Origin of the sequence: Reinekea thalattae (assembly GCF_008041945.1) — a bacterium.
GTDB lineage: Bacteria > Pseudomonadota > Gammaproteobacteria > Pseudomonadales > Natronospirillaceae > Reinekea > Reinekea thalattae.
Genome location: NZ_VKAD01000001.1, coordinates 1,010,653 through 1,037,289, shown reverse-complemented (window position 1 = coordinate 1,037,289; position 26,637 = coordinate 1,010,653). Strand labels below are relative to the sequence as shown.

Here is a 26,637-nt window from a genome sequence, read left to right as displayed (position 1 = left end):
TACGAGCTGTATTTTTTATGAGCTATAAAGCTAAAAAATGAAGCTATGAAATAGCGTTTTTTTAATTCGTATGGCAGCGGAAACTGCCATACAAAAATATAACTTTTTTATTTTTGGTGAAAGGAGCTAAGGCAATGCCTGAAGCTCCATAGTTTTAATATTCCGAGTTATACTGTAACCACATATCGTTATGGAAATAATTATATGGATCATAGACGTCACCAAAGTCTGATGATTGTGTCCAGTTTTCGACATAATCAAAAAACGGCTGGTGATTCCAGTTCTCTTCAACACCAATCATTCGTGCACATAACGATTGAGCAACCCAGGTTGGCGAATTAACCGTCACATAGTTGGTGCTTGCATCACCTCTTGAGCAATATCGAATACCATATTGACCATCACCATAAGTTTGGCAGTTTTCCGCAAAGCCATGTTCAATTGGGTAGCTTCGACTGGTTACACTGAGCATCTCACTATGATTCAGCGCTTTACCGGCATAAAGGATTGGAAGAAGTCGTCCTGAGTGGTGTCCACCATTCGCAGGGTAATATTGACCGACTTGAATCATGCCGTAATTATCGATACCGATTTGAACCATGTTGGCGGTTATCGCTAAACGATCTTCATCGGGCCAGTCCAGTGTCGAGGCTAAGCAAGCAGTACCAACAGTACTGGTTACATTTGCGCCATAGCCCGGCATATTATCGATTGCATGAAGTCCTCGGCCTAAGTATTCAAAATGATGGTCGAGCCAAGGGCGAACGGTTTGCTCAATGATCGTGTCCGCTAATGGTGTTGTTTCGCCTACTGAATCGACCCTTGGGATATGGCTCAGCGACAGATCAGCAAAAGTAAATTCGTAAGACTCTTTATCGGGGTCCGAATAAGGCGGTCTGAAATGGCTCTCTGATGCTACCGTTGGAATAACCGTTAAGATGCCGTGAGATACAACCCATCCTTGCCGGTTATTGGTGCCTACAAAGGTTGGGTCAGTGACAGAAGAGACGATCGAAGTGTTTACCGCTGCCGAATAAGGAAACTCTAAACGTAAACTTGCATCGTATAATGCTAAGCCGCCTTCGTAGCCTTGAGAAGTATCTGGTCCTGCTGCTGGGTTTGCCATAGAACCGTTTGAATCTGCATAAGGTTCTGGTGTAACGCTTTCAACAACAACTGGGCCGGTTATCCAGCAATCGCCAGTAATGTAGGCACCGGCATTATGGTCTACACCCTGAACTATCCATTCGTACTCGTAGTGTCTTAAATGGGTGTTGCCATCTATTTCTACCACTTCACATTTTTCACCGTATACCAGCGGTGCTTCAGTGATAGGATCTGTTGGTTCTTCAGGATCTGTTGCAACAACATCACTTTCAGGCCAACTCAACTGAGCGATTTCAATCGCGCCAACATCAGAACTCCATAAAGCCAGGTTGCTAATGCCTGCGGTCTCATCCGTACCGGTTCTATAAGAGGCATCAACAATTAAATCAACGGCATTTATTTCATTTGCATATTCGGCAACAGATACCGAATAAAGACGCGAAACAACATTGGTTTCAAAGGTTACTTGATACCAAACACCAGGGCTGTAATAAAATGCAGTATCGGATCGATATTCATCGCCATCGCGAACATCTATTTGTCCTGAAGGTGCAAATCTAACCGTGGCTAGAAGCCCATTAAAGTCATCAGCTGCAGTAGCAGTCAGCGCAACAAAACCATCCATTAGTGCGGATTCTGCGCGCATTAAAAATGTTGTGGTCATGTCACCTTGAATCAAATTTTGATTAGAGTGTGTCCAGCCATTATCCGCTCTATAATCTGGTTCAATGTTTTCTGAATCGACAACATCTAATGATTCTGCATCCCAAATGAGACTGCCAAGTTCTAAAGAACCTATACCTGAAGTCCAAAGTGAAAGATAAGACACAGAGGAAATAGCTTCTGCCTCTGCTCTGAAATCAGCGCCCTGAACGAGTAAGGTTAAAGGAGTTCCCTTAATCGCAGCACTCACATCGTAGGTTCGTGTTGTAAAATCAACATCTATCTTAATTTCATGCCATTGATCTTCGACGTACGTAAAGTCAATATCGGCACGGTATTCATCTGCATCTCGCGCTTCAATAAAACCGTCGGGTGAAAACCTTACACTTGCAATGGCCGATGACGAGTTATCGGCATCGCTATTAGATAAGGAGATGACGCCATCCATGTTTAGTCTACCCGGACGAATCTCAAAAGTAGTACTTAAAACACTTGAGGCCTCAGATTGAGAAAAATGCTTCCAGCCTTCGCTTAATTTATAAGGCGAATCCATAGATGTGCCTTCCGAATCATTTATCTCAGAAATAATATCCTCTAAATCTTCCAGCTCTTCCAAACAGCCTGCTAATCCACCTACTACCGCAATTAAAAACGCAGCGTTTAAAATAGTCTTCATTGTTATTGCCCTGAACATAAAAAGTTAATCGATTTATTTAAAAATCGCCGATGTAAAACACACTCAAGCTACTACTTATTAAAAATTATATTTAGATGGGGGTTTCACATAGTTAGACGGGCTTCTCATCTCTGAGGCAAAATATTAAAATATGAGAACTGGCGCTTAACTTTTAAGTGACGTGCAACTACTTATTAAAAATCATTCCATAGTTTTATCTGGCGTTTTGTTTTTGATGAGGGATTGTTAGTATCAAGGCGGTAAAGCAATAGCTAGTTTGTTGCTTAGCTTATGAGCTTTAAGATATTCTTATGTAGAATAATTACCTACCCAATTAGTTTATTTTATGAAACCAGATTACTACAAATATAGTGAATTCCAGTTACGAGAAGTATTGAAGGTAATTGACCGAAAGGCGCATCCAGATAGGGTCGCTGAAATTGAGAATATTTTATCTGATGAAAAATTACTAGCTCGATCTAAGCAGATACAGAAAGAGCAAGAAAGCCAAAGGCTAGAACAAAATAAAGAGACGGAAGCATACATTGCAATGATACTCCCATTTACCTATGGGTTAATATTGGTTTTTGCAGGGATAACTATAGGTAGAGGTGGTATGGAGCATACCATTAGTAATCCGTATCTTCGCTATGGTGCAGGAGGCGGGCTGTTGTTGCTTGGTATTTTTCAGGCGGTTAAAATTATTTTGTCGCAGCGTAAAAAATAAGTTCGGCTGTCAGAAAGATTTATCAAAATTTATGCATTTTATCGTACATCCAATCTATGGTTATCGACTAATTTATAAATTTTATAATTATTTCCGAGTTAATAAACAATATCGCCATGGTATCGCGAAAGAATATCTTTAACTCTAGCCATCGTTTCTGGTGTTGGCGGATGAATGCCTTCGAGCGGATAAGTCTCCCCCATTTCAAGCCACTTATGTTTGCCAAGTTCGTGATAAGGCAATAGTTCAATTTTTTCAATATTCTTCATGGGTTCGATAAATTTACCAAGCGCATTAACATCTTCATCGGCATCTGTATAAGAAGGAAGAACCACATAGCGAAGGTAAACTGGTTGATTCCGCTGGGCTAAATGCTGAGCAAATCTCAGTGTATATTTATTACTGACGCGGGTTAAATCAATATGCTTGCTATCGTCCATTTGCTTAATGTCTAAAAGTACAAGGTCAGTTACATCGAGAACCTCATCAATTAATGGTTCCATTTTTCGAATAAAGCCATTGGTATCGAGACAAGTATGAATGCCCTCAGCTTTTGCTTTGGTAAAAATATCTTTGACGAATTCAGGTTGTAGCATGGCTTCGCCACCGGAGAGGGTGACACCGCCACCCGATGCGGCCATATAATGTCGATACTGTAGCAATTCGCTAACAATTTCATCGGAACTCATAATAGTTCCGGTTTTAATATCCCAGGAATCGCGATTATGGCAATACTTGCAACGCATTAAACAACCTTGCAAAAAAACAATAAAACGAATACCCGGCCCATCAACGGTACCGCAACTTTCAATAGAGTGAACGTGTCCAGTGACTGACATTAAAGGTCCTTTACATCTATTCGGAGTATAAAATTCTAAGTCTGACTGTCTATATTTTACAGTAATCTCTGCCGGAATATCTGGTTTGAAGTGTGTATAGTTTGAGCAGGAAAGTGAATAAAAACAGCGCGGTTTTTTACAACTGCGCTGATAAGTTCTAGCCTATTTAAAATAGAAAAGTTAAAGGGCAACGTGAAAAAATCACATATACCCTTTATTAGCTTTGAGTTACATGCTTGCAGTAAAAGTACGAGAGACAACATCGTTTTGCTGTTCTTTCGTCAACGAGTTAAAGCGTACTGCATAGCCTGATACTCGGATCGTTAACTGAGGATATTTTTCAGGATGATCCATTGCCTCTAGAAGTGTTTCACGATTCAGAACATTCACATTTAAGTGCTGACCACCTTCCAATTCATCGGTATGTTTAAAGTAGCCGTCCATCATGCCTGCGAGGTTTGCTTTTTTCGAATCATCGGTTTTACCCAATGCATTCGGCACAATAGAAAATGTATATGAGATACCATCCTGTGCATATTCAAACGGTAGTTTGGAAACCGATGTCAATGAAGCGATGGCACCTTTCTGGTCTCGTCCATGCATTGGGTTTGCACCCGGTGCGAATGGCATACCAGCGCGACGTCCATCTGGTGTATTACCGGTTTTTTTACCGTAGACAACATTGGAGGTAATTGTAAGGATGGACTGAGTTGGGCGCGCGTTACGATAGATATTGTGTGATTGAATTTTTTTCATGAAGCGCTCAACAAGATCGCAAGCAATATCATCAACACGTGGATCATTATTACCAAATTTAGGGTAATCACCTTCAATCTCAAAATCGACTGCTATGCCATCTTCATCGCGAATAGGTTTTACTTTTGCATACTTAATCGCAGAAAGTGAGTCCGCAGCAATTGAAAGACCAGCAATACCACAGGCCATTGTACGAGTAACATCACGATCGTGCAGTGCCATAAGCGCAGCTTCGTAACTGTACTTGTCGTGCATGTAATGAATGCAGTTTAGTGCCGTTACATAGGTTTCTGCTAACCAATCCATAAAGTGGTCGAGGTTCGCAAAAACACTATCAAACTCTAAAATTTCATCGGTATTTGCCGGTAAAGTTTTAGGGCCAACCTGTGCTTTAGATTTTTCGTCAACACCACCATTGATGGAGTACAACAAGGTTTTAGCTAAGTTGGCACGAGCACCAAAGAACTGCATCTGTTTACCGACCACCATTGGTGATACGCAACAGGCAATGGCAAAATCATCACTATTGAAATCAGGACGCATCAGGTCATCGTTTTCGTACTGGATGGACGAGGTATCGATAGAGACTTTCGCGCAATATTTTTTAAAGTTCATCGGTAGCTGTTCAGACCATAACACCGTAATGTTCGGCTCTGGTGAAGCACCCATGGTGTATTGCGTATGTAGGAAACGGAAGCTGTTTTTAGTTACCAAAGTACGACCGTCTAAACCCATACCACCGATAGATTCAGTCGCCCAGATTGGGTCACCTGAGAATAGGTCATCATATTCTGGTGTCCGTAAGAAGCGAACCATACGTAATTTCATCACTAGGTGATCGATCAGTTCTTGCGCTTCTTGTTCGGTTAATTTACCGGCTTGAATATCTTTTTCGATATAGATATCTAAGAAAGTCGATGTACGACCAAACGACATTGCCGCACCATTTTGCGATTTAATCGCCGCTAGGTAACCGAAGTACGTCCATTGAATAGCTTCAACAGCATTGGTTGCAGGGCCAGAAATGTCATAACCGTATTTAGCGGCCATTTCTTTGATCTGTTCTAGTGCACGGTATTGATCAAAAATTTCTTCACGTAATTGTGCTGTTTCTTGGATAGAGGTGCCGGCGACTAAATCTTTTTCTAAGCTTTTATGCTGCTCGGCTTTATCGGCCATTAGGTAATCAATGCCGTAAACAGCAATGCGTCGATAATCACCAATAATACGACCGCGCCCATAAGCGTCTGGCAGGCCTGTTAAAATGCCCGATTTACGACATTTTAGAATATCGCCAGTGTAAATATCGAAAACTCCTTGGTTGTGAGTTTTACGATAATCAGTGAATATTTCTTTAATTTTAGGATCGAGTTCTTTGCCATAAACCTTACAAGAATTCTCGATCATGCGAATACCGCCGTTAGGAATCAGTGCTCGTTTAAGAGGTTTATCCGTTTGCAGACCGACGATTTTTTCTAAGTCTTTATCAATGTAACCGGCATCGTGAGAGACGATTGTTGAAATAATATCGGTATCAAAATCGACAGGCGCATGTGTGCTGTTCTCTATTTTGATGCCTTCCATAACTTCTTGCCATAGCTTATTGGTCGCTGGAGTTGCGTCCGCTAGGAAGCTTTCATCACCTTCATAAGGTGTGTAGTTATTTTGAATAAAGTCACGGACATTGACTTCATTTTTCCAAGTTTCTCCCGAGAAACCTTCCCATGCAGTTTCATATTTTTCATTTAGTTTTGCCATGATTTTTACCCTTATAGTTAAATAGCTAAATAGTAAAAGCGGTGTTCTTTAAAACGGTTATAGATACTTTCCATTTAAATCTAAAAGTGTCGAAAAAATTTCGTGTTTAAATGGCAGTAAGGAATCGACTAAAAAGAATAAATTTTAGTCAGCAAAGCAGAGGGTTGTTTTGCACAGTACCGGGCTGTCGAATACTGTCTAAAATAGGTTTGATCAGAGAATGACGAAGATGACAGTGTTCTGCACTTAACTTTGATGTTGTTAATGCGAGTGAGAAAAGCGAACCACGCATAAAATAGTGGCATACCAGTTGCTGGATAAGCGCTAGTTTAATTAACGATACGATGCAATTGCGTTCGGAATTTTTAGTATAACCTGATTGCTTAGGAGTAGACTGAAAGGGCAAAAGCCTCATTCTATTAGCCATTTAGATACCTCCTTTAAAGCTTTAATGGTAAAAATATATTGCTATGCGATGTAAATGAATAATCATCTTCAACAAAAAACAAACCAGAAATTGTCAACAATATGAAAGTAATGGAAATGCTTATCTGAGCTTTAGAGTGAGATGGTAAAAAACAAAGATAAGATAGAAGTATTTCCGGTAACGACCTATATAGATTCGAAAATAGTCGAACGAATAATTGAGATATTTCTAAATTTATTCATCAATTACGACTCATACTGAATGTCAATCTGATAATCACGAGCCATAAATTATCAAATCATTAGGGAGGGGATTTTGATGTATGTCATTTATTAAAAGGTGGCAGGAGGTCGATGATAGTAAAGATTCAGCGTATAAATTTTTGGCCATGTATAAAAAATAGAGTCTTTACGTAAGTGAAAAACACTATGGTTTTTAGTAGATAAAACGCATGCTGAAGGTTAGGTTAGTCAATATTTACACTATGTTAATGAACACGGCTAATCAATGTACATAGCTCACTTAACAGCAGGGCAGGTTAAGCTTGGTTAATAATTTTTTTAACAGCTGCAAACTTAAATCGGTATCGTCTGGCAGTTGGGAGAAGTGTTGGTACTGATTACCGATGACATCAAAATCGACCAGTTCAATGGCTTGGTTATCGTATTCTGGGTGTGTTGAGCACAATAGCCACAGCCCTTGGCCGTACTGGCCTGCAACAATGGCGGCAGGTTTTTCCGGTAAGTCGGCAAAAGATGCCAGTATTTCATAGCCTCTTATTTTATCGTTATTTTTTTTATCGTCACTTACTCTATCGTCACTTGCTTCATGGCTAATTTTGTCAGAGCAGGTTGGTGCATCAGGCAGGAAAATACAGCCACCTAAATAGAGAGAGTCGATTGGCTTACCTTGGTATTCCAGCGTCACAAGGTGAGCATCGGTCTGGTTATAATTATCGCCTCGGCCAAATGGTTCAACCGGGCCAATTGCCGCGCCGGGGAAAAACCCTAATTCGTTTTCGGTGATAATTTCGTGCGGCAGACCTTGCGCCCACTTGGTTGTTTTGCAAGCCATGTAGGCGCCGCCACAAATACCTAAATAGCGGCCGCCCCGTTCAACATAGCTTTTAATCAGTCGGTTGGCTGCGCCATTGAGTTTATCGGTTTTATAACGGCTGGCACCGCCGGGCATAACCAGTAAATCAACATTTGCAGTTAAAGAACCGTTTAAAATTTCGTGGGCATTAACAAAGCAAACATTCTTTTTACCGCACAACCGAGCCAGCGCATAATAGAGAATATGATTCGCCGAAACATTATCGCTATAAATTTGGATATTCACGCAAGCTCACTTAACTCAATAATTTGAGATGTAAAAACCGCACAATTAAACCGTTTCTGTTTCTGCCGTTACCGGTTTTGGCTCTGCTTTAACTTGGCGCGACAGCAAACTTGCTGGGCGAGCTTTGGCTATCGCCGCAGTGAGAAAACCGGCAATAATGGCTTTAATCGTATCTCCAGGAATAAACACCAGCATCAGCGCAGCGGCCTCGAGCAATGTTTTTTCCAATACGATCGCCATGCCAATAATGCCAAACAGATACATCACCTTACTGCCAATAACCGAAGCAATGGCAGCAACAACAGCAATAGGGCCAGTGCGCCATTTCTCAACGATCAAGCCAGTTACATAGGCAGCAATCGGCCAGCCAACTAAGAAGCCACCAGTAGCGCCAACAAACAGCCCTAAACCACCACGACCGCCCGCAAGCAAAGGCAAGCCCAACGCGACCAGCAACAGCAGCAACAATACTGCTAAAGCTCCACGCTTGGCGCCCAATACAGTACCGCAGAGCATAATACCAAGGCTTTGTGCGGTGATCGGCACGCCAAAGCCAAGGGTGATTTTAGGTACCAAACCCAATGCCGCAATTAAGGCCGCAAACAAAGCGATGTAAGCAATATTTTTTTCCATTTATTTTTTCTCCTGGTTGGTTAATCCACCGCGAGCCTTTAGGGCTTCGGCAACATGGTCCGCGTCATCAAGCGCGAGGACAGTAAAGGGTAAAATGATTCGCCAACCGGAACGTCGGTTGGAACGAGCTTGCCAAGCGAGAGTTAGGTTTTTCCCTTTGGCAACGAGCACTGGCGTCATGCGAATCACTAAGGCGATTGCCAGCTCTAATATGCGTGGGTTAAAACCCAATTTTTGCAACGGGCGAGTCAGCCAATGCACAACATCGATCATGTCGGAAAGGCGCGTCGTCATGGTGACTAAATTCGCCAAACCGACTGCTGAAATCATGCGGAATACAACGGTTAAGCCAAGTTCAATTTCGCCTGTGGTTAAATGCCAAAGCAAAACAATAAACGCAAACGGCCATAAAATTTTTAGATGCTTGCAGCCATTTTTTAAAAACAATATTCCCGGCAATGCATAAAGCATTAAGACAAATAACAAAAACAGGCCGTGAAAAATGATGCCATCAAAAAAGAACAGGCCAAAAGTTACTAGGCTCAACAAACCCAGTTTTAATCCGGCAGGCCAATGGTGCGCGCGGGTTTCAACGGGAGAGGTCAGAGATATCATCGCTTTCTCCCAGTTCATGCATAGCCGCCAAATAACGCGGCATTACTTCGTCTGGCTCGCCCAACGCAGCAACTTGGCCAGCTTCTAACCACAATAGCTGGTCGTAACCGTGCAGATCATCCGGGTCGTGGCTGATGTGAATAAGGCTGCCAGCAAAGCTATCGAGGTAGCGTTGCAGTTGCCGTTTGGTTGGAATATCCAAACCAGCAAAGGGTTCATCCAAAATAATTAAATTGGGCTGCATGGCAACAATCGCCATTAAGCAAACCAGATGTTTTTGCCCCTGAGATAACGCAGAGCAATGCGCATCTTGCCAATGCGATTTGCCAAACGCAGCCAGCACTTGCAGCGCATTATTTGTCGCGAGGGTTTTATCTTGGCCCAACTGGCGCAAGCCGAATGTCACCTCTTCTAACACCGTCGGGAAAATAATTTGATGTTCCGGGTTCTGAAACAACAGCCCGATTTGCCGCAACGCAGCGCGACGATCTTTAAATGGGTTAAAGCCCGCCACTTCCAACTCGCCAGCGGTGGTATCAATCAAACCCGAAAGCAAACGGGAGAGGGTAGACTTGCCCGAACCATTACGGCCAATTACGCCAAGCCGGCGAACATTCGTCTGCAAAGACAGCTGATTAATTACCTGCTTGCCTTCCACTTCCAGACAAACCTGATCTAACCGAATGGCACAGCCAGTCTCGGTACATTCTTTAGCAGCGCTGTTCGTATTACTCATATTATTGGTCGGCACAGTTGGGTTCATAACAAATAAAACGGCCGCTGGCGCACAAACCCGCAAACATAAACCCACGAGCAAAGCACGACCAGCCGTACACCTTGAGCGCGGATACTAGCAACGGCAGTCATGCAGGTAAACTGAGATAGCCTTGCAGAAATACTGATGGTTAATATTTGATCATTTTGTTTTGATTACTAAATGACTCATACAGGTAAAACCCAGAGAGCAATATGGAGGCATTTAATGTACCGCGCGGCAAAACCCCGGAAATAACCGCACACGCGGCTTTTTCTTGCGTTTCAAATTGACAGGCTAGCCTAAGAGGTAGCATATTAGGGCTATTCAGCGGATTTGGGGAATTTAACAAACCTGAAAAAGCCGCTCCATACAATGCCGCTTAAGTGGTGAAAGAAACTGTTAGGTGTTCCAGTGAGTAAGCATTGCTGTAAAGAGATGGATCGACACACAGGAAAAATGTGTGATGAGCACGACAACCCATTCGAATGCCCAGATTATGTCATTTGCTACTCGGAAGTTTTCGACGAGTATGGGTTAATAATTCATGATGGTGGACCGTCGTCCTATGATATTAGTTTCTGCCCATTTTGCGGCTCTAAATTGCCGGAAAGCAAGCGAGAGCAATGGTTCGATGAATTGGAAGAGCTGGGTTTTGATTCGCCTCTTTTTGATGATGGAATCCCAGAAAAGTATAAATCTAGAGCGTGGCGTAAAAAAACCTAACAAACGCATCAAACCTGACGTTTCATCTTGTCCGGTTTTTTGCTTAAAAGAAAACGACGCAAAAAGTCGTCCAACATGCTCCGCAGCTTATGCGGGCGTTAAATTATTAGGGGACTACCTCATAGCATGTACAACCTTTTAGTGACTGCAAGACTAGGTGCCTGGGACAAACCATTCTATGAATACGATAAAAGCCGTTTCCTGGAATATACAACAGAGTCTATTGCAGAGGCCTTCAAGTCCCTTAGCCCGAGTCTAATTGAAACACTGAAGGCATACCCCTGTTTATTTGCATACGAAGGTGAAGAAGATCTACGTGTTGGCAGATTTACGTCAATTAAAGAAAGGGGAATAAAACTACTTATAGAGTTTGAATTTGACGAGAACATCCCTCCAATACCGTACGATGCAATTAAACCAATAGCGCCACTGCTTGACATACGCGATTGGGAAATGAACAGAACTCATTGGGCGATCAAAGATGAAGATCTTTTTGAACGTCTTATAGCTGCTAACGTGTTAAACCAACAGCAAATACGGGAGCCTACAAAGCAGGAAAAGCCTCCCGCTAAAAAATCAACGAATCCCAAAGTCACAACGGTACAGGGTTTTATTGGAAAAGTTCTTTCCTCTGAAAGAGAAAATGGTTCAGAAGTCTTTTACCGAGGCCACTCAAATAAGAGCAAATATAAGTTAGAGCCATCCTTGTTCAGAAAAGATGACGACGGGAACTATCTCTATCTAGATAACGAGCACATACTGTACAGAGAGTTAATTGTTTCAAACTCAGCTGACTTCCAGTCTGACGAATATACTTTGGATAGACTGGTTAGAATGCAACACTATTCGTTACCAACCAGATTGTTAGATATAACTTCAAACCCACTGATAGCACTTTATTTCGCATGTAAATCCGCCCTCGAAGAAGATGGCGAAGTAATTCTCTTTTCAATGGATCGGGATAAGGTCAAGTATTTTGATTCGGATGTTGCGAGCTGTATATCTAATCTGGCGAGGCTTCCAAAAGAAGAGAAGGACAATATCAACCTAGAAGATGAAAATTTTAACGATCAAGTATCAGTAAAACGATTAGTTCACTTTATAAGAGAAGAGAAACCATTTTTCGAGCCTAAAATCATTCCTGACGATCTGAGAAAAATTGTATGTGTAAAGGGGAAACAAAGCAACGATCGTATCTCATCTCAATCCGGCGCCTTTCTTTTGTATGGGCTTGATGCGGTTATGAATGAGGAAGGGACACCGGAAATAACAGTCACTCGAATTACAGTGGCTAATAAGCCTGCAATTTTAGAAGAGCTCGATCTGCTGAACATTAATGAAAGTACAGTGTTTCCATATATTGAAAATTCAGCAAAGTATGTTGCCGACAAGTACAAATTTAACAAGGCACTGCAGCGGACAAGCCGATGAATGCGGCGTTAGTGATCAAGAGGAAATATGAGCGAAAATTCATTTATATCAATTAGAAATGCAACCATAGCCTCTGTAATTTCGGGAGTAATACTCTTAACTGTACCAGTTCTGAGAGGTTATGTTGTTAGCTTTCTATCATGGGCTTGGTCAGGTGTTGTTTGGTGCTGGGATGCACTGGTTGACTCATACTCTCTTCCAGGTTGGGCTTGGTTGCTAATTTTCATTCTCGCCTTAATTGGCTTAATAAACATATATTTAGCTATTAAAGGTGAGTCCGAAGAGCCAGAATTTAAATCCTATGTTGAGGACCTTATGCATGGTGCTAATTGGCGCTGGAGCTGGACTGGAAATCAAATATCTAATGTCTGGTGCTTTTGTCCAAGATGCGATGCAACTTTAGTTTACGACGATAGTTTTTGTCGAACCTTCGGGCAGATTAACAAAACTGATTTTATTTGTGAGAACTGTAATTGTACTGTTGTTGCCTCGATAAGTGGTGGCGACAAAGATTACGCAACTGGTGCGGTAAAGCGTGAAATTAGCAGAAGGGTTAGAACTGGTGAGTATAAAAAGCACTAACAAGTGGCTGTTGTCGGCACCTACGCTGGCGCTCCAAACCAGCCGCAAATGCGGGCGTTAAATGGCTATAGCTATGAGTAAAGTGGTTTTAGTTTCAGAGTCCGGATATGATGAAAAGCACGACGAATTGCTTAATTCCTTCCTAGATCAGGAATACGAATTGTTTTGTGTAGTTGGAAAAGACTGTGAGCTTTGGGAAGAAATAATGGATGAAATTGCTGTGGGTGATGGAACAAATAGTCGTTATATTACAACTACCAGCCATCCTAATGAAACTGAGTTAGAGGTGGTTGAGTTCGCTGAAAGCTTTACAACTAAAATTAAATCTGCGGTCAAAATAGTCTGCATTTAACAAGGCGCTCCTGCTGAAAACCATAAGCTCTGGCTTCGCCTCCACCTATGTTTTCAGCAGAGCTTGGCGTTAGAGGTCACACAATCTTTAGCATTTAACTAACGGGTAACAAAGAGGATTCAATATGAGTGAAGATACTAATGGTATTAAAGCAGCGGGTGCAGGTGCTGCAACTGGAACAGTTGGTTCTGTAGCTGCAGTATCAACTGCAGGAACAGTTACAGGTTTAGGTGCAACGGGAATAACATCGGGTTTATCTGCTATTGGTGCTATTGCTGGTGGCGGTATGGCTACAGGTTTAGTTATCACGGCAGCAGCACCACTTGCAGCTGGAGCAATAGGTTATGGTCTGTATCGGTGGTTTAAAGATTAAGTCTCTAACAAGGCCAATCACAATCACCCACAAAAAGCGTGGGCTGGGCTCGCTAACGCTCGCCTGTGTTGGCGGCGTTAGGCAGCACCGCACTGTGTCTAGCTTTAGACTCAAATGAATTAGCGTTATTGGAAAGCGGTTTATGCATGCAATTGAGGTGTTGTTTTTAGTAATTAGTCTTGAAAGATAAAGGTTAATGAATACTTGATAGTATGACAATGCCCAGCCAAAAGGATAAAAAATGGAACTTAGTATCAAAGATTTCGACTTTTTGGATAGTTTTGAGCATTTAGGAAGTCATACCTTAGATGAGCATTGCAAAAACAAGCTTGACCTTTTTGTTCTAAGGATTAACGCAAATGAATTCGATTACTCGTCTTTAAAGAATAATCTTATTGATCCGATGATAGATTTTTCACTTTCGAGAAAAGTTCGTGAAAAGTATTCTGAAAAGCCGGGGACACTTGCAGCAAAAGCAAGGGAAAAGTTTGTTGAGTACATAAATAACAAAGGAGAGCTTGGCGAGTTGCTTCTTTACTGCTTTTTAGAAACCCATTTAAAGGCTCCTAAACTCTTGTCTAAATTAGAGTTGAAGACGTCCACAAGTCATTACGTCAACGGATCAGATGGTGTTCACTTTTTAAGGCTAAATAATGGAGGTTACCAGCTTATTTTTGGCGAATCTAAAACAATTGCTGGCCTAACGGCCGCAATAACAGATGCATTCAAGTCAATCCATGAATTCAAGAACTGCGTCAACTCAAAAGGAAGTAAAAAAAGTGGGCTTCCATACGAAAAAGGGCTGCTGAGTGATCATTTGGAAAAAGAAACGTTTTCGTCTGAACAACGAGAATTCATCGAGAAAATCATCTATCCAAGTCGACAGAATAATTTTGATGTTGATGATGCGTTCGGAGTTTTTGTAGGCTATGAAACTAACGTGTGCGAAGAATACAAGAGTCTATCAAATAAAGAATTCAGAGAAAAAATAAAAGATCAAATTAATAAAGAAATTAAATTATCATTTCAACATATTTTAAAAAAAATAAATGAATTTAACTTGAATGGTCATAATTTCTATATTTATATCCTGCCATTTACAGATCTAGATAAAAATAGAAGAATTCTTCAAGAAGGAATATCTACATGAGCCTAATTGAAGAGCTATCCGAAAAATCCATTAATGATGAATATTTTCGAGAATTATTTAGTAAAGCAGAGCTTCTCTCCGCCTACAATTATTTTCATATAAAAGCAAATAATCTAAAAGAAAAGGAGCTTCTCGACCTTTTAAGGTTTGCAGATATTCTGTCCCGATCAAGAAATGCTGATGCGCAAAATAAAGCTTACAAGATAATCAGTCTTTTGGTGGGTAATTATAAGGACGACTCAGTTTTCAGAGCATTCGCAAACTCAGTCCTCACAAAACTCGGAAATTTTCCTGCACTAAAATTTTTAGAGGTAGATGGGTATTCCGATGAAAACCCATCGTTAGAGCTTGTTTTTGAAAAGTATACAAAAGAAATATTTCAGAAAATTCCAGGAAGTAGCCTCGTTTTTACTGATTCTCAATACAAAATATTTGAGAGCCTTAAAAATAGTAATCATTATAGTTTTTCGGGTCCTACGTCACTAGGCAAATCTTTTATCCTAAACTCATTTATTCGACACTTAATCGAAGTTCAAAAAGTTAATGAGAATATCGTCATCCTTGTTCCAACTAGGGCGTTGATCAATCAAACATTGCTTCAGCTTAAAAAAGAATTTTCAAATATTAAAGAGTATCGAATACTTTCTCATCCTACAGTTCCGGAATCGTTTAGGTTCGAAGGAACTCGATACATATTCATTTTCACCCCTGAAAGGTTGGTTGCTTATCTTGCAGACACGTCGAACCCCAAGGTTGGTTACTTGTTTGTTGATGAGGCTCAAAAGGTCGTAGCAGAAAAAGATTCAAGAAGCCCTCTTTATTATCACGCAATTTTGCAAGCGGAGCGAAAAAGTATAAAGCTGTATTTTGCTTCACCAAACATTCCAAACCCGGATGTTTTTCTTAGTTTGTTTGACAAAAGCACCGAGGAATCTATCAATATCAAAAGTTCACCGGTCGCTCAGAATCGTTATTTTTTAGATTTGTTAGAGCAACATTGTAGGTTACTGTCAGACTTGGGTGATGAGAAAGATATCCCGGTAAACTTTTCCAATAGGAACTTTTCTGATTGGTTAAAATTGCTTAGCGACAATCAGTCTAGTCTTATTTACTGCAACACAAAAACGGATACCATTCAGTATGCCCTCAGCGTGTCGGCAAGCCTCCCATATAAGAATGACGAGCGAATCGATGAAGTCGTTTCGGTAATCAAGGAGCACCTTCATGAAAAGTACTATTTAGTTGATTGCCTCAGAAAGGGTGTAGCTTTTCATTTTGGTAATTTACCTCAAAGAATTCGAGAGAAAGTTGAGATTCTATTCGCAGAAAAAGCTATTGACTATGTCTTCTGTACGTCAACTCTTCTTGAAGGTGTAAACCTACCAGCCAAGAATATCTTTATACTTAGCAATGCAATAGGGCTTAGTAAATTCACTGATGTTGACTTCTGGAATCTCGCCGGTAGAGCGGGCAGGTTAACGAAAGAGTTGTCTGGAAATATTATATGCACCAGAATTGAATACAAAAATAATAGATGGAAGAATCCAGAGAAAGATTTGACTGTTGTTAAAAATAAATCTATTTCCCCCATTTCTCCCTCAATTATCAACGGTAAAAAGAAGTTTTTTGAGAATGTTGAAGCAGCATTAACAGAGAGTGATTTTACAAGGAAACACACTACCGATGACGAGAGAAAGGTTTGGAGTCATTACGCCAACATAGCTCTTATCCATGAAATTCGTCAAGAGGACTCAACTCTCCGCTCAAACTTCATAAGCAAGAAAGGCGGATCAGAGAAAGTCTTGCGAGATATGAGCTTGCAAAACGAAGTTCCGGAAAAGATTCTATCCTCTTATTCTATTATTAAAGCGAAATATCAGAATAAGATTATTAGATATAATAGGCTTGAGGAGCTGACGTTAAGTTCAGATGTTAGCTATAAATCTGTCTTGCAAGCTCTCGAAACGTTGTGTGATTTTTATTCATGGGATAAAGAAGAGGTTGGCGGTAGAAATCCAATGTATCGCTCTAGAGAGAGTCTCAAATATTATGCAGTGCTGATGTCGAACTGGATGGATTCAACTCCTTTGAGTCGGATGATCTCAACTGCCATTGACTACTATACGAAAAATGGACATATTTGGGATGTGGACCAGCTTATAGACTTTAACCCAAAAGATAAGTATCAAATAAATTTGGTTATTAACGAAATTATTTCTAATATCGATAATATACTGCGTTTTAAGCTTAAAAACTATTTTGGCAACTACTATGAACTTCTCGCCGAAAAGCTAGGTGAAGCATCTGCCGGGAAGAATTGGGCTGAATATCTAGAATATGGAACAACAGATTATCGAATAATTGAGTTGCAAAATATTGGAATACCAAGACACCTTGCAAGCTATCTTTTGAAAAATTACCATCAGTACTTTAAGTTTTATCAGGGTGTTCTAGTTGAGGTAGAAAAGGGTAATCTATTTAAAGTCATGGATCAGAGCGCAGTCGAGTTCAAAGAGCTGTTAGAGGTTATCTGAGTTAGAAATTTTCCTTATTTAATATGAATGTTTTTAACAGGGTGAACGTGCAAGCCCTAGCAAACTTGGCTGTAATTTTTACACTATGCGCCGGGCTGAGTCCGAACATTTGATGTTTGTTCTGATGCTGTATAACAAAGCAAGGAACGGCGACAGTTTTTCTGCATCGGCTTCGCCTCCACCACAAAACCGCACGTGCTTGTGGCGTTATGCATTTTAAGGAATAGAAGTTGAACTTAGGTCTGCTCAGCAACCAGAATACAAAGAATGGAAAAGAAGCGATTAAGATTCTTCTGTCATCATGTCTAAAGTCTTCAGAACCAGGAGTATTTTTTGCCTCACAACCTGATCCTGATCGATATTTCTATAGAATGGTTGTAGAGACATATAAATCGATTGGATATGAAATTGAGCAATATCTCGATTTTGAAGATGGCTACGGCGTTGAAGAATTTAATACCGCTCTTTCTCGCCCCTTTATCCATCTATCAGGAGGTAATACATTCCGGTTCTTAAAGTCTTTGAGAGAACGTGGTGTTGAGAATCGTTTAGTTGAATACGTTAAGAATGGCGGTATTCTAATCGGGGTTTCAGCAGGTGCAATGATTCTCACTCCAAGCATTGAAAGCGCCTTTATATGTGGTGATGAAAACGCTGTAGGCTTGGACGATTTAAGGGGTTTAGGACTAGTATCCTTTATGTTTGATCCTCACTCGAGTAAGAAAAACTCTAGGATTGAAGCGCTAAAGTCTAAAGAAGATTTACTTATGGCATCTGACGACGACGCTTTCATATTAGTTAATGGAGAAGAGCTACTAGTTGGTACTCCAAAGCTCATAGAACGTGTCACTGCATAACAATCCGTAGCAGTTCATGCCCGCCAAAAACCGCTCCGCGGCAGGCATTGGACACAATTTCGCTGGCGCTAAATTGCGCCACTGTACAGGGGCGTTAAGTACAAAAGGAAGGCAAGTGCTTAGATTTGATGAAGGTGATAATCGCTTCAATTTTAGAAGTGCGGCTGTGATAATTCACAATGATCACGTATTAATTCACAGATCAGAAAAAGATGATTTCTGGGCACTGCCTGGTGGAAGAGTCGAGTTTTTTGAAACCTCAGAAGATACTATCCCCAGAGAAATACAGGAAGAGCTTGGTTTAGACTCTTCTGTAGTTCGTCTGGTATGGCATGTTGAAAACTTCTTTGAATATATCGGTAAAAAATTTCATGAAGTATCAAACTACTTTTTGGCTGAGTTAACCGAGCACCCAGAATACGTATCTGAGAAAGATTTTCCCGGTATCGAGGAAGAATTAGACTTAATTTACCGTTGGGTACCCGTAAGCAAGCTGTCTGAGTATGTAGTTAAACCAAGCTTCCTTGTTAAAGGCATCCAAAATTTGCCAACAACAACAGAGTACATCAAGTTTAATGAGCTAAGTTCTTAATAAACCAAATCTGTTCATGCTGGCCAAAACCGCGTTCCGCGGCGGGCATAGGACGCAATTACGCTGCGCTTCATTGTTCTTCAGTTTAGGAACGTTAGATAAAGCTAAATGACTAGATTACTTAAAAGACACCTTTTTGTTGTTATTCTTTTTGGACTAATAGTGCCGCCAATTATTGCTAATGTGGCGTTTCTTGTTTACGGCTCTCCCATTACTACTAATTCAATAACTATTGCTATAGCAGCGCTAACGATTATGGTTGTGTATTTTTTTAGCCTTGTAGTCGTCGGCTCGGTTTGTTACTACACGAATGGTAAAAGGGTATTCGTTTCATTTTTGGCAACTACACTAATTTTATATTTTATATATGCGCCGACTTTTATAGTAATGTACTTGGTGGTTATTATGTTTTGGATTTCAAAATACAAACAGATAAAAGTGTACTCATGCAATTTCTAACAAACGTATGAATGCATAATTTTCTAAGGTAAAACGAAAATTTAAGAGTTATGAACTAAGGTGATTTTAATGTTTAAAGATATTTACTTTTTAAATGTATCTGAAATTTCGAATCGTATTCGGCAGGGTGAATTTAGTCAGGCTATGATGCTGAAGCAATTTATCCTGTTCAGCATTTTATTCTATAGCGGTTTTAATTTACCTATTGTTTTGGCGGGCGAACCGGCTAATAGTTGGCTGGTATGGAGAATGAATATCCTAACGATTATTGTTCAGGCTGTAATTCACTACTATGGCATTTGGTATACATACCAAATCAATGCCAAAGGTGATGGCAAGGACTATCTAAATAGAGTTTTCTGCTTGGCTTTACCAATTTCTATAAGGCTTTTATTTTATATTTTACTGGTTGTTATAGCCATTATAGTGGTTTTTTTTCTGCTGGTGTTCATTAACAACATCGAACTTAATGATTACTTTGTTAGTGCATTAACCATTGTGTTATCAGGTGCTTATTCTGCCGCTTTCTATTACCTAGTTGGTAAATATATTCGAGTGTGTAGTGGTGCTGCGTAGCAAACTATTCCCGCAGCGTTATAAAAGGTTTGTGGTACTTGCCACGGTTGGGCAAAAGGGCAGCGATGCCAGCCCAAGGAGCGAATGTGGTAATTGCAGTCTTTATTCCGTTTAGCAGAACTTAATTTGCTCAAGTGAGCAACATATTAATAAAGAGAATTTATTTTGGCTCATGAACTAGCAGCATTGAAATTTGAATCATTTGCGACAGCGGCAGACCTCGGCCAGTGGTTAAAAGATAACCATGCCAGTGCGAATGAGCTTTGGGTAAAAATATATAAGAAAAAATCCGCAATACAGAGTGTCAGCTGGGATGATGTTGTTATTGAATCTTTATGTTGGGGTTGGATTGATGGCATTAAAAAATCCATAGATGATCAAGCATACCTGCAACGTATTACCCCAAGAAAATCAACAAGTCTGTGGTCTAAAAGAAACACGCAACATGTGGAGCGTTTAATTACGGCTGGGCGAATGCAAGAACCTGGCTTGGTGCAAGTTAACGCAGCCAAAGCCGATGGCCGTTGGGAAAAAGCCTATGCTGTAAGTGAATTAGAAGTGCCAGAAGATTTTATCGCCGCTATCAATAACCTACCAGAAGTGAAAGCCTTTTACGCAACGCTGAATAAATCCAGCCGTTATGTTATTGCTTATGGCTTAACCAGTGCAAAAAAGCCCGAAACAAGGCAGCGACGATTTAATAAATACATCGATACGCTTGCTCAGGGCGAAAAGCCAAAATAAGAGCGCGTCTATTGTTTGATTCTTAATGTTTTTATTTTTATATAACGATAACTAAAGAGCTTAAATAACCAATGGCGGTATACAAGGCAATTTATTTCGATCTCGATAATACGCTAGTGCATAGAGCTCGCAGTATTTCTGTATACGCACGCAGGCTTTACGATCGCTACTCTACTATATTTTTGAATACCAACCCCGAGGCATTAGAAGCCGTTATATCGAAGCAAGATAACGGTGGTTACCTTGCAAAAGGTTCTGGCTATAACAGTATTAAAGAGGCAGTAAGCCATGAGCTGCATAAACATTTTATTGCTGATGATCGGCTCAGTGTTGAGCAGCTACGGCAACATTGGATCGAGAATTTTTCTAACTGTGCGGTTGCAATGGAAGGTGCCTATGAGTTGTTATCGGTATTGGCTAAACATAACTTTCACATTGGTATTATTTCTAATGGTGCGCATAAAACCCGAGTGATGACGGCTAACCAGTTACAAAACATCGGTAAGGTTAAACAGCTAGTCAGCTCAGAAGCGTTTGGCATAAAAAAACCAAACAGCGAAATTTTTACCGCAACAGCAAGTGCCGTTGGCTTTTCGGCAAATGAATGCTGGTATGTCGGTGATCACCCAATAAACGATATTTATGGCGCGCGCCAAGCTGGCATGAACACAATATGGTTGAAGGGATTTCATGATTGGCCTGATAACCTTGAACAGCCAGAACACAGTGTTGGTTCTTTGCTCGATGTTCTGGATATTTTATTGGCAGGATGTGAAAAGTAATGTCGTAGCCAAACCTGCAACAGCGACCTGAAGCTTCGCTCCTTCTAGCTTAGCTTCAGCCTTTTGGCGTTAAGGGCAGCGTTATCGGTGCGATAACGCTGTTGCGGTTTTGTACTGGTTGCTGAAGCGCGTTACTTAATACCCAGCCCTTTAAAGACATAGCCAATCAGCAAATCTTTATTTTTAAAGTCGATTAAACGCTTCCATGTAACAGTGCCGAATAACGGTATTTGTGCAACACCATTTTTTTGACCAATCGGGATAAGCCCCATTTCTGCCATTGGTTTATGAGCTTTGGTTTTTTTACCCTGTTGTTTAGCGATGAGGTTGGCGGCCAGTTCGTTACCTTGAGGTATGGCGGTGGCAGCAAGTTTTAAGTCTTTTAAATCTGCAACGTCTCCGATGGCCCATAACGATGTAGTGCCTTGCACTTGGAAGTGATCGTCGACCTTAATAAAGCCTCGCTCAGTGAGTGCGTCATTCAGTTTTGGTTTCATAAAGTCAGAATTGGCTTTTACACCAATGGCAACATAGGTCATGTCGACGTTGAGCTGATCGCCAGTATTTTTGTCAACATAAACGCCGTCTTGTTCTTGATAAAGGCGGTTGGTCTCAATGTTGACGCCCAGCGCTTTTAGTTGCTCTGTTGCTTTGCGCTGTGTTTTTGCCGAATAGCTGGCAAGAATGGTTTCGGCTGCATCGGCAAGCGTTACTTTGATGTTCGGGTGGCTATAGGCAATATCGCCTGCCAGTTCGACACCCACTGCGCCAGCGCCAATGACAAGTACTGAGGTTGCCTTAGCTAATGCTTGCGATGCAGTTTTTATTTCTTCGTTACGAGCTTCTAGGCTGAATGCTTGGTTCGATTTGGCGACAGAGAAAGACGGGTAGCTTGAACCTGTAGCAATAATAGCCTGTTCAAACGAGACGGTGTCGCCGTTTTCTAATACTGCCGTTGTTTCGGTGAGCTCACTGACATTGCCTTGAATAAATGCGCCAGTTAAAAAATCGCTGTAGTGAATTCTTGGGCTGTTTTGAACTTTTTCAAAGTCCGCAACGTTACGTAATGTCGCCATGGTGACTTCAAAGTAGTCTTTCCGGTCGATCAGTGTGGTTGCAATGTTGGACTTTTCTAGCGTTTGAGCAACGGTGGCACCTGCGAAGCCGCCGCCAATAATGAGAGTGTGGGTTGTGGTATGCATTTTAAAACCTCTTTCTAAGTAATGGCTTTAGTGTATCCTGTATTATACGTGCAACAATGATCGAAAATTGTATGTAGGTGTGCGATTTTGATACAGGAGGGCGTATGGAGCATTGGAGTGAGGTTAGAACAGCCTATTTTGTTGCTCAAACCGGTAGTATCAGTGGTGCGGCGAGGGCTTTGGGTGTACACCGGGCGACGATTTTGCGCCATCTGGATGTGATCGAACAGGAACTGGGTACTAAGGTGTTTCTTCGTGATGCGAAGGGCTATCAGTTGACCGAAGTCGGGGAAGATTTGTTGCGAGTCGCCAAGTTGACCAATGAGCAGCTGAGTGACTTTGCACGCCGATCTAAAGGTCGGCAAGGTGAGCTGAGAGGTGAGTTTATTTTAACCTCGTTGGATTCGATATCTGACTTGGTGATGCCGGCGGTAAAGCTGTTCAGTCGGCAGCATCCGAAAATTCGTATCCGTTGGCTGACCGGTTCCGAGCTGATGAAATTAGAATATGGTCAGGCCCACGTAGCGATTCGTTCTGGAGAAAAACCACAAGACGATGACTATGTTGTGCTGCCTTTTACGCCATTAAGTTATGGCTTGTACGCGAGCGAGGAATATCTGCGTCAGTATGGCGCGCCTGTTAATGAGCAGGATTTAGCCGCGCATCAGTTTGTCACGGTAGATAGTGCACCAGAGCGGTTAGCGGTCGTAAAGTGGTTTAATGAAGTCGTACCGTCGGAGCAGGTGGTGTGTACCAGTAACAATCGCGAAATATTAGAGCGCGCCATTATTGAAGGCATCGGCATTGGGCTGATGCAGTGCCAAAGCTCGCCAACCTCTAGTAACTTAAGGCGCGTGCTACCTGATCTGCAGTGGGACTTTTCTAATTGGATTGTGACGCACGGAGATCTGCATCGCACTGAGAAAATCCAAGCCTTCCTAACCATCCTAAAAAGTGACGAATATAAAGAGGCGGTTGCCACGCTCTAATTGGGCTTTATTTGGCTTGCGCTGAATTGACTCAGCAAGCCAGAGGCATTACTGTCGCGCTATTCTTGAACACGGTCATTTAATGGCAGCACAATAGCGCTTACAGAGCGTTATGTGCCAGCTAGAGCCGAGTTATGCAGTATAAAAGCAGGTTTTTTGATGATAGAAATACAAAATGTAAATAAGGTGTTTTATCAGGCCGGGCGCGAAATTAAAGCGCTGGATGATATTAACCTGACTATTGCCGAAGGCAGTATTTATGGCGTTATTGGTTCTTCTGGCGCGGGTAAGAGTACCCTAATTCGCTGTGTAAACCTGTTAGAGCGCCCAACTCAAGGCAAAGTTTTTGTCGATGGCACAGAGTTGAATGCCTTATCTAACAAAGAGCTAACGCTTGCTCGCCGTAAAATCGGTATGATTTTTCAGCATTTTAATTTGCTATCGTCGCGCACAGTTTTCGATAACGTCGGCTTACCGCTTGAGTTAGCCGGTGAGAGTAAGCAAGCGATTAAAGCCAAGGTCGAAAGCCTATTGGAATTGGTTGGCCTAAGTGAAAAACGCGACAGCTACCCAGCCAATTTAAGTGGCGGCCAAAAGCAGCGTGTTGCTATTGCGCGTGCGTTAGCATCGGACCCGAAAGTACTTTTGTGCGATGAAGCCACCAGTGCATTAGACCCCGCAACCACCCATTCTATTCTGGAATTGCTGCGCAAAATTAATAAAGAATTTAATCTGACCATCTTGTTGATTACCCATGAAATGGCGGTGGTAAAAAGCATCTGTAGCGATGTGGCTATTATTGGCGGTGGTAAGTTGGTTGAGCAGGGTGCAGTGGGCGATATTTTTGCACACCCTAAAACGGAACTTGCCCGCCAGTTTATTCGCTCGACCTTGGATCTTTCTATCCCTGCGGATTACGCCGCCCGTTTATCTCCAAGCCAAACGCCAAACAGTTATCCGTTGGTGCGTTTAGAGTTTACCGGTGCCTCGGTCGATGCGCCGATTATCAGCCAGGTCGCCAGAGAGTTCGATTTAGACATCAGCATTTTAAGCTCGAATATGGATTACGTCGGCGGTATTAAATTTGGCCTAATGCTGGCGGAGTTTTTTGGTACGCCGCAAGCTAGTGAGCAGGCCATTTCATTTTTGAAACAGAATAAGATCGACGTGGAGGTGCTGGGTTATGTCGCTTGATACGCTATTAAATTGGTGGGCAGACAATCAGCGATTGATCGATTTGCTCATCAACGCCTCTATAGAAACCATCACCATGGTTTTTGCCGCCGGTATTATTGGTTTGCTGTTTGGTATTCCGCTCGGTGTGCTGCTTCACCTGACCAAAGAAACCGGTTTGTTGGCGAATGCCGCGCTGAATAAAGCCTTGGGTGTGGTCGTAAATATTGGCCGCTCGATTCCGTTTATTATTTTGCTGGTCGCGGTGATTCCTTTTACCCGCTTTGTCGTCGGCAGCTCCATTGGTACCGCGGCGGCAATTGTACCGTTGGCTGTTGCCGCCATTCCGTTTATTGCTCGGCTTATCGAAGGCGCGCTGTTGGAAGTGCCTTCTGGCTTAGTTGAAGCGGCGCAAGCGATGGGCGCAAAGCCGCACCAAATTATCTTTAAAGTACTGCTGCCTGAAGCGCTGCCGGGTATTGTTCATGCAATTACCATCTTGCTGGTTACGCTGGTTAACTATTCTGCCATGGCCGGTACTGTTGGTGGCGGTGGTTTGGGCGATGTTGGTATTCGTTATGGTTATCAACGTTTCGACGCTGGCGTAATGATGATGACAATCGTCATTCTTGTACTGTTTGTGCAGATCATTCAGTCGGTCGGTGACTATTTGGTTAAACGAGTCGATCATCGTTGAGTTTAATGAGCTTTGTCGTATGAATCCGTTAGCGCCGCCTTTGCGCGCTGGCGGCTTGTCATTTTATTTAATAGTAGAAACGCAGCCTCTCTTCTAAGCCGCTTCAAATTTGAAGCGCATCACCATTGCTTATCTCTCTGGTTATCATTTTTAAGATTTCTATAAGCATATAAGAATCGATTCTATTTAGGCCAAGTAAATAGTAGGTATCTTTTTAAGCTTTATAGTATTGTTCGCTCGGCAAATTACAGTGTTATGTATTTCTAAAGGAAGTTGTAATGTTCAAGAAAAATATTGTGAAATTATTAAGTGCTCTGCCATTCGTGCTTGCGTTAGCAGCCTGTGGCGATAAAGACACTCAGGTTATTAAAGTAGGTGCTACTGCTGGCCCACACGCTGAAGTGGTAGAAGCTGTTGCAGAAGAAGCTGCAAAGCAGGGTATCGATGTAGAAGTTGTCGTGTTTTCTGACTACATCACGCCAAACGCTGCTTTAGCGGATGGCAGTTTAGACCTTAACAGCTACCAGCATCAGCCGTTTTTGGATAACTTTAATAACAACAACGATAAGCAGCTGAGCTCTATTGGCCGTTCTATCCTAATGCGTATGGGTATTTATTCTTCTAAGTATCAGTCTATTGCGGATATCCCAGATAACGCGCGTATTTCTATTCCGAACGATCCAACTAACGGTAGCCGTGCACTGATTTTATTAGCCGATGCCAATCTGATTACATTGAAGCCAGATGCCGACTCTAAAACGACGGTTTACGACATCGTAGAAAATCCGAAAAATCTTGAGTTTGTTGAAGTTGAAGCGGCTCAATTACCGCGTACGCTTGACGATGTAGACGCCTCTGTTATCACCATGAACTATGTCATGTCTTCTGGTTTAAACCCTGCTGAGCAAGGTATCTACTTAGAATCTAAAGATGCGAAATTTGCTGTTATGGTTATTGCAGCTCGCGCAGAAGATAAAGATAACGAAACCTATAAAAAGTTTGTCGAAATCTTCCAATCGGAAGAAGTTCGTAACTTTATCGATGAGACCTACAAAGGCACTATCGAAGCGGCTTTTTAATTTTAAGCTCTAGTTAAGTGAAGAGCTTAATACAGAATTAAAA

The 26,637-nt window shown here is 41.7% G+C and carries 25 protein-coding genes; 17 read left to right on the top strand and 8 right to left on the bottom strand.

What is annotated here, in order from left to right:
* Nucleotides 1–154: 154 nt before the first annotated feature.
* Nucleotides 155–2,446 carry a hypothetical protein gene (locus FME95_RS04690; protein WP_147713257.1) on the bottom strand — a complete coding sequence of 764 codons (2,292 nt, stop codon included), beginning with the start codon at nt 2,444–2,446 and terminating at the stop codon, nt 155–157.
* A 346-nt stretch (nt 2,447–2,792) separates the two neighbouring features.
* Between FME95_RS04690 and FME95_RS04685 the strand changes: the two genes are divergently transcribed.
* Nucleotides 2,793–3,173 carry a hypothetical protein gene (locus tag FME95_RS04685; RefSeq protein ID WP_147713256.1) on the top strand — a complete coding sequence of 127 codons (381 nt, stop codon included), beginning with the start codon at nt 2,793–2,795 and terminating at the stop codon, nt 3,171–3,173.
* Nucleotides 3,174–3,271: 98 nt separating this feature from the next.
* Here the strand turns inward: FME95_RS04685 and pflA are convergent, their stop codons facing one another.
* The 6 genes from pflA to FME95_RS04655 all read right to left on the bottom strand — a co-directional run bounded on the left by pflA (nt 3,272) and on the right by FME95_RS04655 (nt 10,278).
* Entirely contained in the window at nt 3,272–4,012 is a 741-nt protein-coding gene (pflA, locus tag FME95_RS04680) for a pyruvate formate lyase 1-activating protein (protein WP_147713255.1), read from the bottom strand.
* Nucleotides 4,013–4,240: 228 nt separating this feature from the next.
* On the bottom strand, nt 4,241–6,526 hold the full coding sequence (gene pflB, locus FME95_RS04675; RefSeq protein WP_147713254.1) for a formate C-acetyltransferase: 2,286 nt from the start codon (nt 6,524–6,526) through the stop codon (nt 4,241–4,243).
* Nucleotides 6,527–7,475: 949 nt separating this feature from the next.
* Nucleotides 7,476–8,294, bottom strand: a complete 819-nt coding sequence (locus tag FME95_RS04670) for a BPL-N domain-containing protein (RefSeq protein WP_147713253.1) — start codon at nt 8,292–8,294, stop codon at nt 7,476–7,478.
* Between the two features lie 45 nt (nt 8,295–8,339).
* On the bottom strand, nt 8,340–8,927 hold the full coding sequence (locus tag FME95_RS04665; protein WP_147713252.1) for a biotin transporter BioY: 588 nt from the start codon (nt 8,925–8,927) through the stop codon (nt 8,340–8,342).
* Nucleotides 8,928–9,542: an energy-coupling factor transporter transmembrane component T family protein gene (locus FME95_RS04660; RefSeq protein WP_147713251.1), complete on the bottom strand. Its 615-nt coding sequence runs from the start codon at nt 9,540–9,542 to the stop codon at nt 8,928–8,930. It lies immediately after the preceding gene.
* Entirely contained in the window at nt 9,517–10,278 is a 762-nt protein-coding gene (locus FME95_RS04655; RefSeq protein ID WP_147713250.1) for an energy-coupling factor ABC transporter ATP-binding protein, read from the bottom strand. Before FME95_RS04655 ends, FME95_RS04660 begins: the two co-directional genes overlap by 26 nt.
* A 432-nt stretch (nt 10,279–10,710) precedes the next feature.
* On the opposite strand from FME95_RS04655, the gene FME95_RS04650 reads away from it, so the two are divergent.
* The 12 genes from FME95_RS04650 to FME95_RS04595 all read left to right on the top strand — a co-directional run bounded on the left by FME95_RS04650 (nt 10,711) and on the right by FME95_RS04595 (nt 21,454).
* A complete protein-coding gene (locus tag FME95_RS04650; RefSeq protein WP_147713249.1) occupies nt 10,711–11,022 on the top strand; it encodes a DUF6980 family protein in 312 nt (103 codons plus the stop codon).
* Nucleotides 11,023–11,148: 126 nt separating this feature from the next.
* Nucleotides 11,149–12,453 carry an FRG domain-containing protein gene (locus tag FME95_RS04645; protein WP_147713248.1) on the top strand — a complete coding sequence of 435 codons (1,305 nt, stop codon included), beginning with the start codon at nt 11,149–11,151 and terminating at the stop codon, nt 12,451–12,453.
* Nucleotides 12,454–12,480: 27 nt separating this feature from the next.
* On the top strand, nt 12,481–13,035 hold the full coding sequence (locus FME95_RS04640; RefSeq protein ID WP_222709904.1) for a hypothetical protein: 555 nt from the start codon (nt 12,481–12,483) through the stop codon (nt 13,033–13,035).
* A 73-nt stretch (nt 13,036–13,108) separates the two neighbouring features.
* A complete protein-coding gene (locus FME95_RS04635; protein ID WP_147713247.1) occupies nt 13,109–13,387 on the top strand; it encodes a hypothetical protein in 279 nt (92 codons plus the stop codon).
* A 124-nt stretch (nt 13,388–13,511) separates the two neighbouring features.
* Entirely contained in the window at nt 13,512–13,760 is a 249-nt protein-coding gene (locus tag FME95_RS04630; RefSeq protein ID WP_147713246.1) for a hypothetical protein, read from the top strand.
* Between the two features lie 241 nt (nt 13,761–14,001).
* On the top strand, nt 14,002–14,910 hold the full coding sequence (locus tag FME95_RS04625) for a HamA C-terminal domain-containing protein (protein ID WP_147713245.1): 909 nt from the start codon (nt 14,002–14,004) through the stop codon (nt 14,908–14,910).
* Complete coding sequence (locus tag FME95_RS04620) at nt 14,907–17,444, top strand: DEAD/DEAH box helicase (RefSeq protein WP_147713244.1); 2,538 nt, start codon at nt 14,907–14,909, stop codon at nt 17,442–17,444. The genes FME95_RS04625 and FME95_RS04620 overlap by 4 nt, the downstream gene beginning before the upstream one ends.
* Before the next feature lie 230 nt (nt 17,445–17,674).
* Nucleotides 17,675–18,301: a Type 1 glutamine amidotransferase-like domain-containing protein gene (locus tag FME95_RS04615; protein WP_147713243.1), complete on the top strand. Its 627-nt coding sequence runs from the start codon at nt 17,675–17,677 to the stop codon at nt 18,299–18,301.
* A gap of 16 nt (nt 18,302–18,317) precedes the next feature.
* On the top strand, nt 18,318–18,893 hold the full coding sequence (locus FME95_RS04610) for an NUDIX hydrolase (RefSeq protein WP_246109319.1): 576 nt from the start codon (nt 18,318–18,320) through the stop codon (nt 18,891–18,893).
* A gap of 528 nt (nt 18,894–19,421) precedes the next feature.
* Complete coding sequence (locus FME95_RS04605; RefSeq protein WP_147713242.1) at nt 19,422–19,928, top strand: hypothetical protein; 507 nt, start codon at nt 19,422–19,424, stop codon at nt 19,926–19,928.
* Between the two features lie 165 nt (nt 19,929–20,093).
* The gene (locus FME95_RS04600) at nt 20,094–20,672 is read left to right on the top strand and encodes a YdeI/OmpD-associated family protein (RefSeq protein WP_147713241.1); all 579 of its coding nucleotides are present in this window, start codon (nt 20,094–20,096) and stop codon (nt 20,670–20,672) included.
* A gap of 71 nt (nt 20,673–20,743) precedes the next feature.
* Complete coding sequence (locus FME95_RS04595; protein WP_147713240.1) at nt 20,744–21,454, top strand: HAD family hydrolase; 711 nt, start codon at nt 20,744–20,746, stop codon at nt 21,452–21,454.
* A 131-nt stretch (nt 21,455–21,585) separates the two neighbouring features.
* Here the strand turns inward: FME95_RS04595 and FME95_RS04590 are convergent, their stop codons facing one another.
* Nucleotides 21,586–22,656: an NAD(P)/FAD-dependent oxidoreductase gene (locus tag FME95_RS04590; protein ID WP_147713239.1), complete on the bottom strand. Its 1,071-nt coding sequence runs from the start codon at nt 22,654–22,656 to the stop codon at nt 21,586–21,588.
* Between the two features lie 104 nt (nt 22,657–22,760).
* Between FME95_RS04590 and FME95_RS04585 the strand changes: the two genes are divergently transcribed.
* From FME95_RS04585 to FME95_RS04570, 4 genes are all read left to right on the top strand, one after another.
* Nucleotides 22,761–23,645, top strand: a complete 885-nt coding sequence (locus tag FME95_RS04585) for a LysR family transcriptional regulator (RefSeq protein ID WP_147713238.1) — start codon at nt 22,761–22,763, stop codon at nt 23,643–23,645.
* 159 nt (nt 23,646–23,804) lie between these two features.
* Nucleotides 23,805–24,839, top strand: coding sequence for a methionine ABC transporter ATP-binding protein MetN (gene metN, locus FME95_RS04580; RefSeq protein ID WP_147713237.1), 1,035 nt, complete (start codon nt 23,805–23,807; stop codon nt 24,837–24,839).
* Nucleotides 24,829–25,515, top strand: a complete 687-nt coding sequence (locus FME95_RS04575) for a methionine ABC transporter permease (protein WP_147713236.1) — start codon at nt 24,829–24,831, stop codon at nt 25,513–25,515. The genes metN and FME95_RS04575 overlap by 11 nt, the downstream gene beginning before the upstream one ends.
* Nucleotides 25,516–25,793: 278 nt before the next feature.
* Nucleotides 25,794–26,594 carry a MetQ/NlpA family ABC transporter substrate-binding protein gene (locus FME95_RS04570; RefSeq protein ID WP_147713235.1) on the top strand — a complete coding sequence of 267 codons (801 nt, stop codon included), beginning with the start codon at nt 25,794–25,796 and terminating at the stop codon, nt 26,592–26,594.
* Nucleotides 26,595–26,637 lie beyond the last annotated feature (43 nt).

What these genes read in the sequence shown, in the direction of transcription:
- FME95_RS04690 (WP_147713257.1), bottom strand. Translation starts at nt 2,446, where the DNA reads ATGAAGACTATTTTAAACGCTGCGTTTTTAATTGCGGTAGTAGGTGGA.
- FME95_RS04685 (WP_147713256.1), top strand. Translation starts at nt 2,793, where the DNA reads ATGAAACCAGATTACTACAAATATAGTGAATTCCAGTTACGAGAAGTA.
- pflA (WP_147713255.1), bottom strand. Translation starts at nt 4,012, where the DNA reads ATGTCAGTCACTGGACACGTTCACTCTATTGAAAGTTGCGGTACCGTT.
- pflB (WP_147713254.1), bottom strand. Translation starts at nt 6,526, where the DNA reads ATGGCAAAACTAAATGAAAAATATGAAACTGCATGGGAAGGTTTCTCG.
- FME95_RS04665 (WP_147713252.1), bottom strand. Translation starts at nt 8,927, where the DNA reads ATGGAAAAAAATATTGCTTACATCGCTTTGTTTGCGGCCTTAATTGCG.
- FME95_RS04660 (WP_147713251.1), bottom strand. Translation starts at nt 9,542, where the DNA reads ATGATATCTCTGACCTCTCCCGTTGAAACCCGCGCGCACCATTGGCCT.
- FME95_RS04655 (WP_147713250.1), bottom strand. Translation starts at nt 10,278, where the DNA reads ATGAGTAATACGAACAGCGCTGCTAAAGAATGTACCGAGACTGGCTGT.
- FME95_RS04645 (WP_147713248.1), top strand. Translation starts at nt 11,149, where the DNA reads ATGTACAACCTTTTAGTGACTGCAAGACTAGGTGCCTGGGACAAACCA.
- FME95_RS04640 (WP_222709904.1), top strand. Translation starts at nt 12,481, where the DNA reads ATGAGCGAAAATTCATTTATATCAATTAGAAATGCAACCATAGCCTCT.
- FME95_RS04635 (WP_147713247.1), top strand. Translation starts at nt 13,109, where the DNA reads ATGAGTAAAGTGGTTTTAGTTTCAGAGTCCGGATATGATGAAAAGCAC.
- FME95_RS04630 (WP_147713246.1), top strand. Translation starts at nt 13,512, where the DNA reads ATGAGTGAAGATACTAATGGTATTAAAGCAGCGGGTGCAGGTGCTGCA.
- FME95_RS04625 (WP_147713245.1), top strand. Translation starts at nt 14,002, where the DNA reads ATGGAACTTAGTATCAAAGATTTCGACTTTTTGGATAGTTTTGAGCAT.
- FME95_RS04620 (WP_147713244.1), top strand. Translation starts at nt 14,907, where the DNA reads ATGAGCCTAATTGAAGAGCTATCCGAAAAATCCATTAATGATGAATAT.
- FME95_RS04610 (WP_246109319.1), top strand. Translation starts at nt 18,318, where the DNA reads ATGCCCGCCAAAAACCGCTCCGCGGCAGGCATTGGACACAATTTCGCT.
- FME95_RS04605 (WP_147713242.1), top strand. Translation starts at nt 19,422, where the DNA reads ATGTTTAAAGATATTTACTTTTTAAATGTATCTGAAATTTCGAATCGT.
- FME95_RS04595 (WP_147713240.1), top strand. Translation starts at nt 20,744, where the DNA reads ATGGCGGTATACAAGGCAATTTATTTCGATCTCGATAATACGCTAGTG.
- FME95_RS04590 (WP_147713239.1), bottom strand. Translation starts at nt 22,656, where the DNA reads ATGCATACCACAACCCACACTCTCATTATTGGCGGCGGCTTCGCAGGT.
- FME95_RS04585 (WP_147713238.1), top strand. Translation starts at nt 22,761, where the DNA reads ATGGAGCATTGGAGTGAGGTTAGAACAGCCTATTTTGTTGCTCAAACC.
- metN (WP_147713237.1), top strand. Translation starts at nt 23,805, where the DNA reads ATGATAGAAATACAAAATGTAAATAAGGTGTTTTATCAGGCCGGGCGC.
- FME95_RS04575 (WP_147713236.1), top strand. Translation starts at nt 24,829, where the DNA reads ATGTCGCTTGATACGCTATTAAATTGGTGGGCAGACAATCAGCGATTG.
- FME95_RS04570 (WP_147713235.1), top strand. Translation starts at nt 25,794, where the DNA reads ATGTTCAAGAAAAATATTGTGAAATTATTAAGTGCTCTGCCATTCGTG.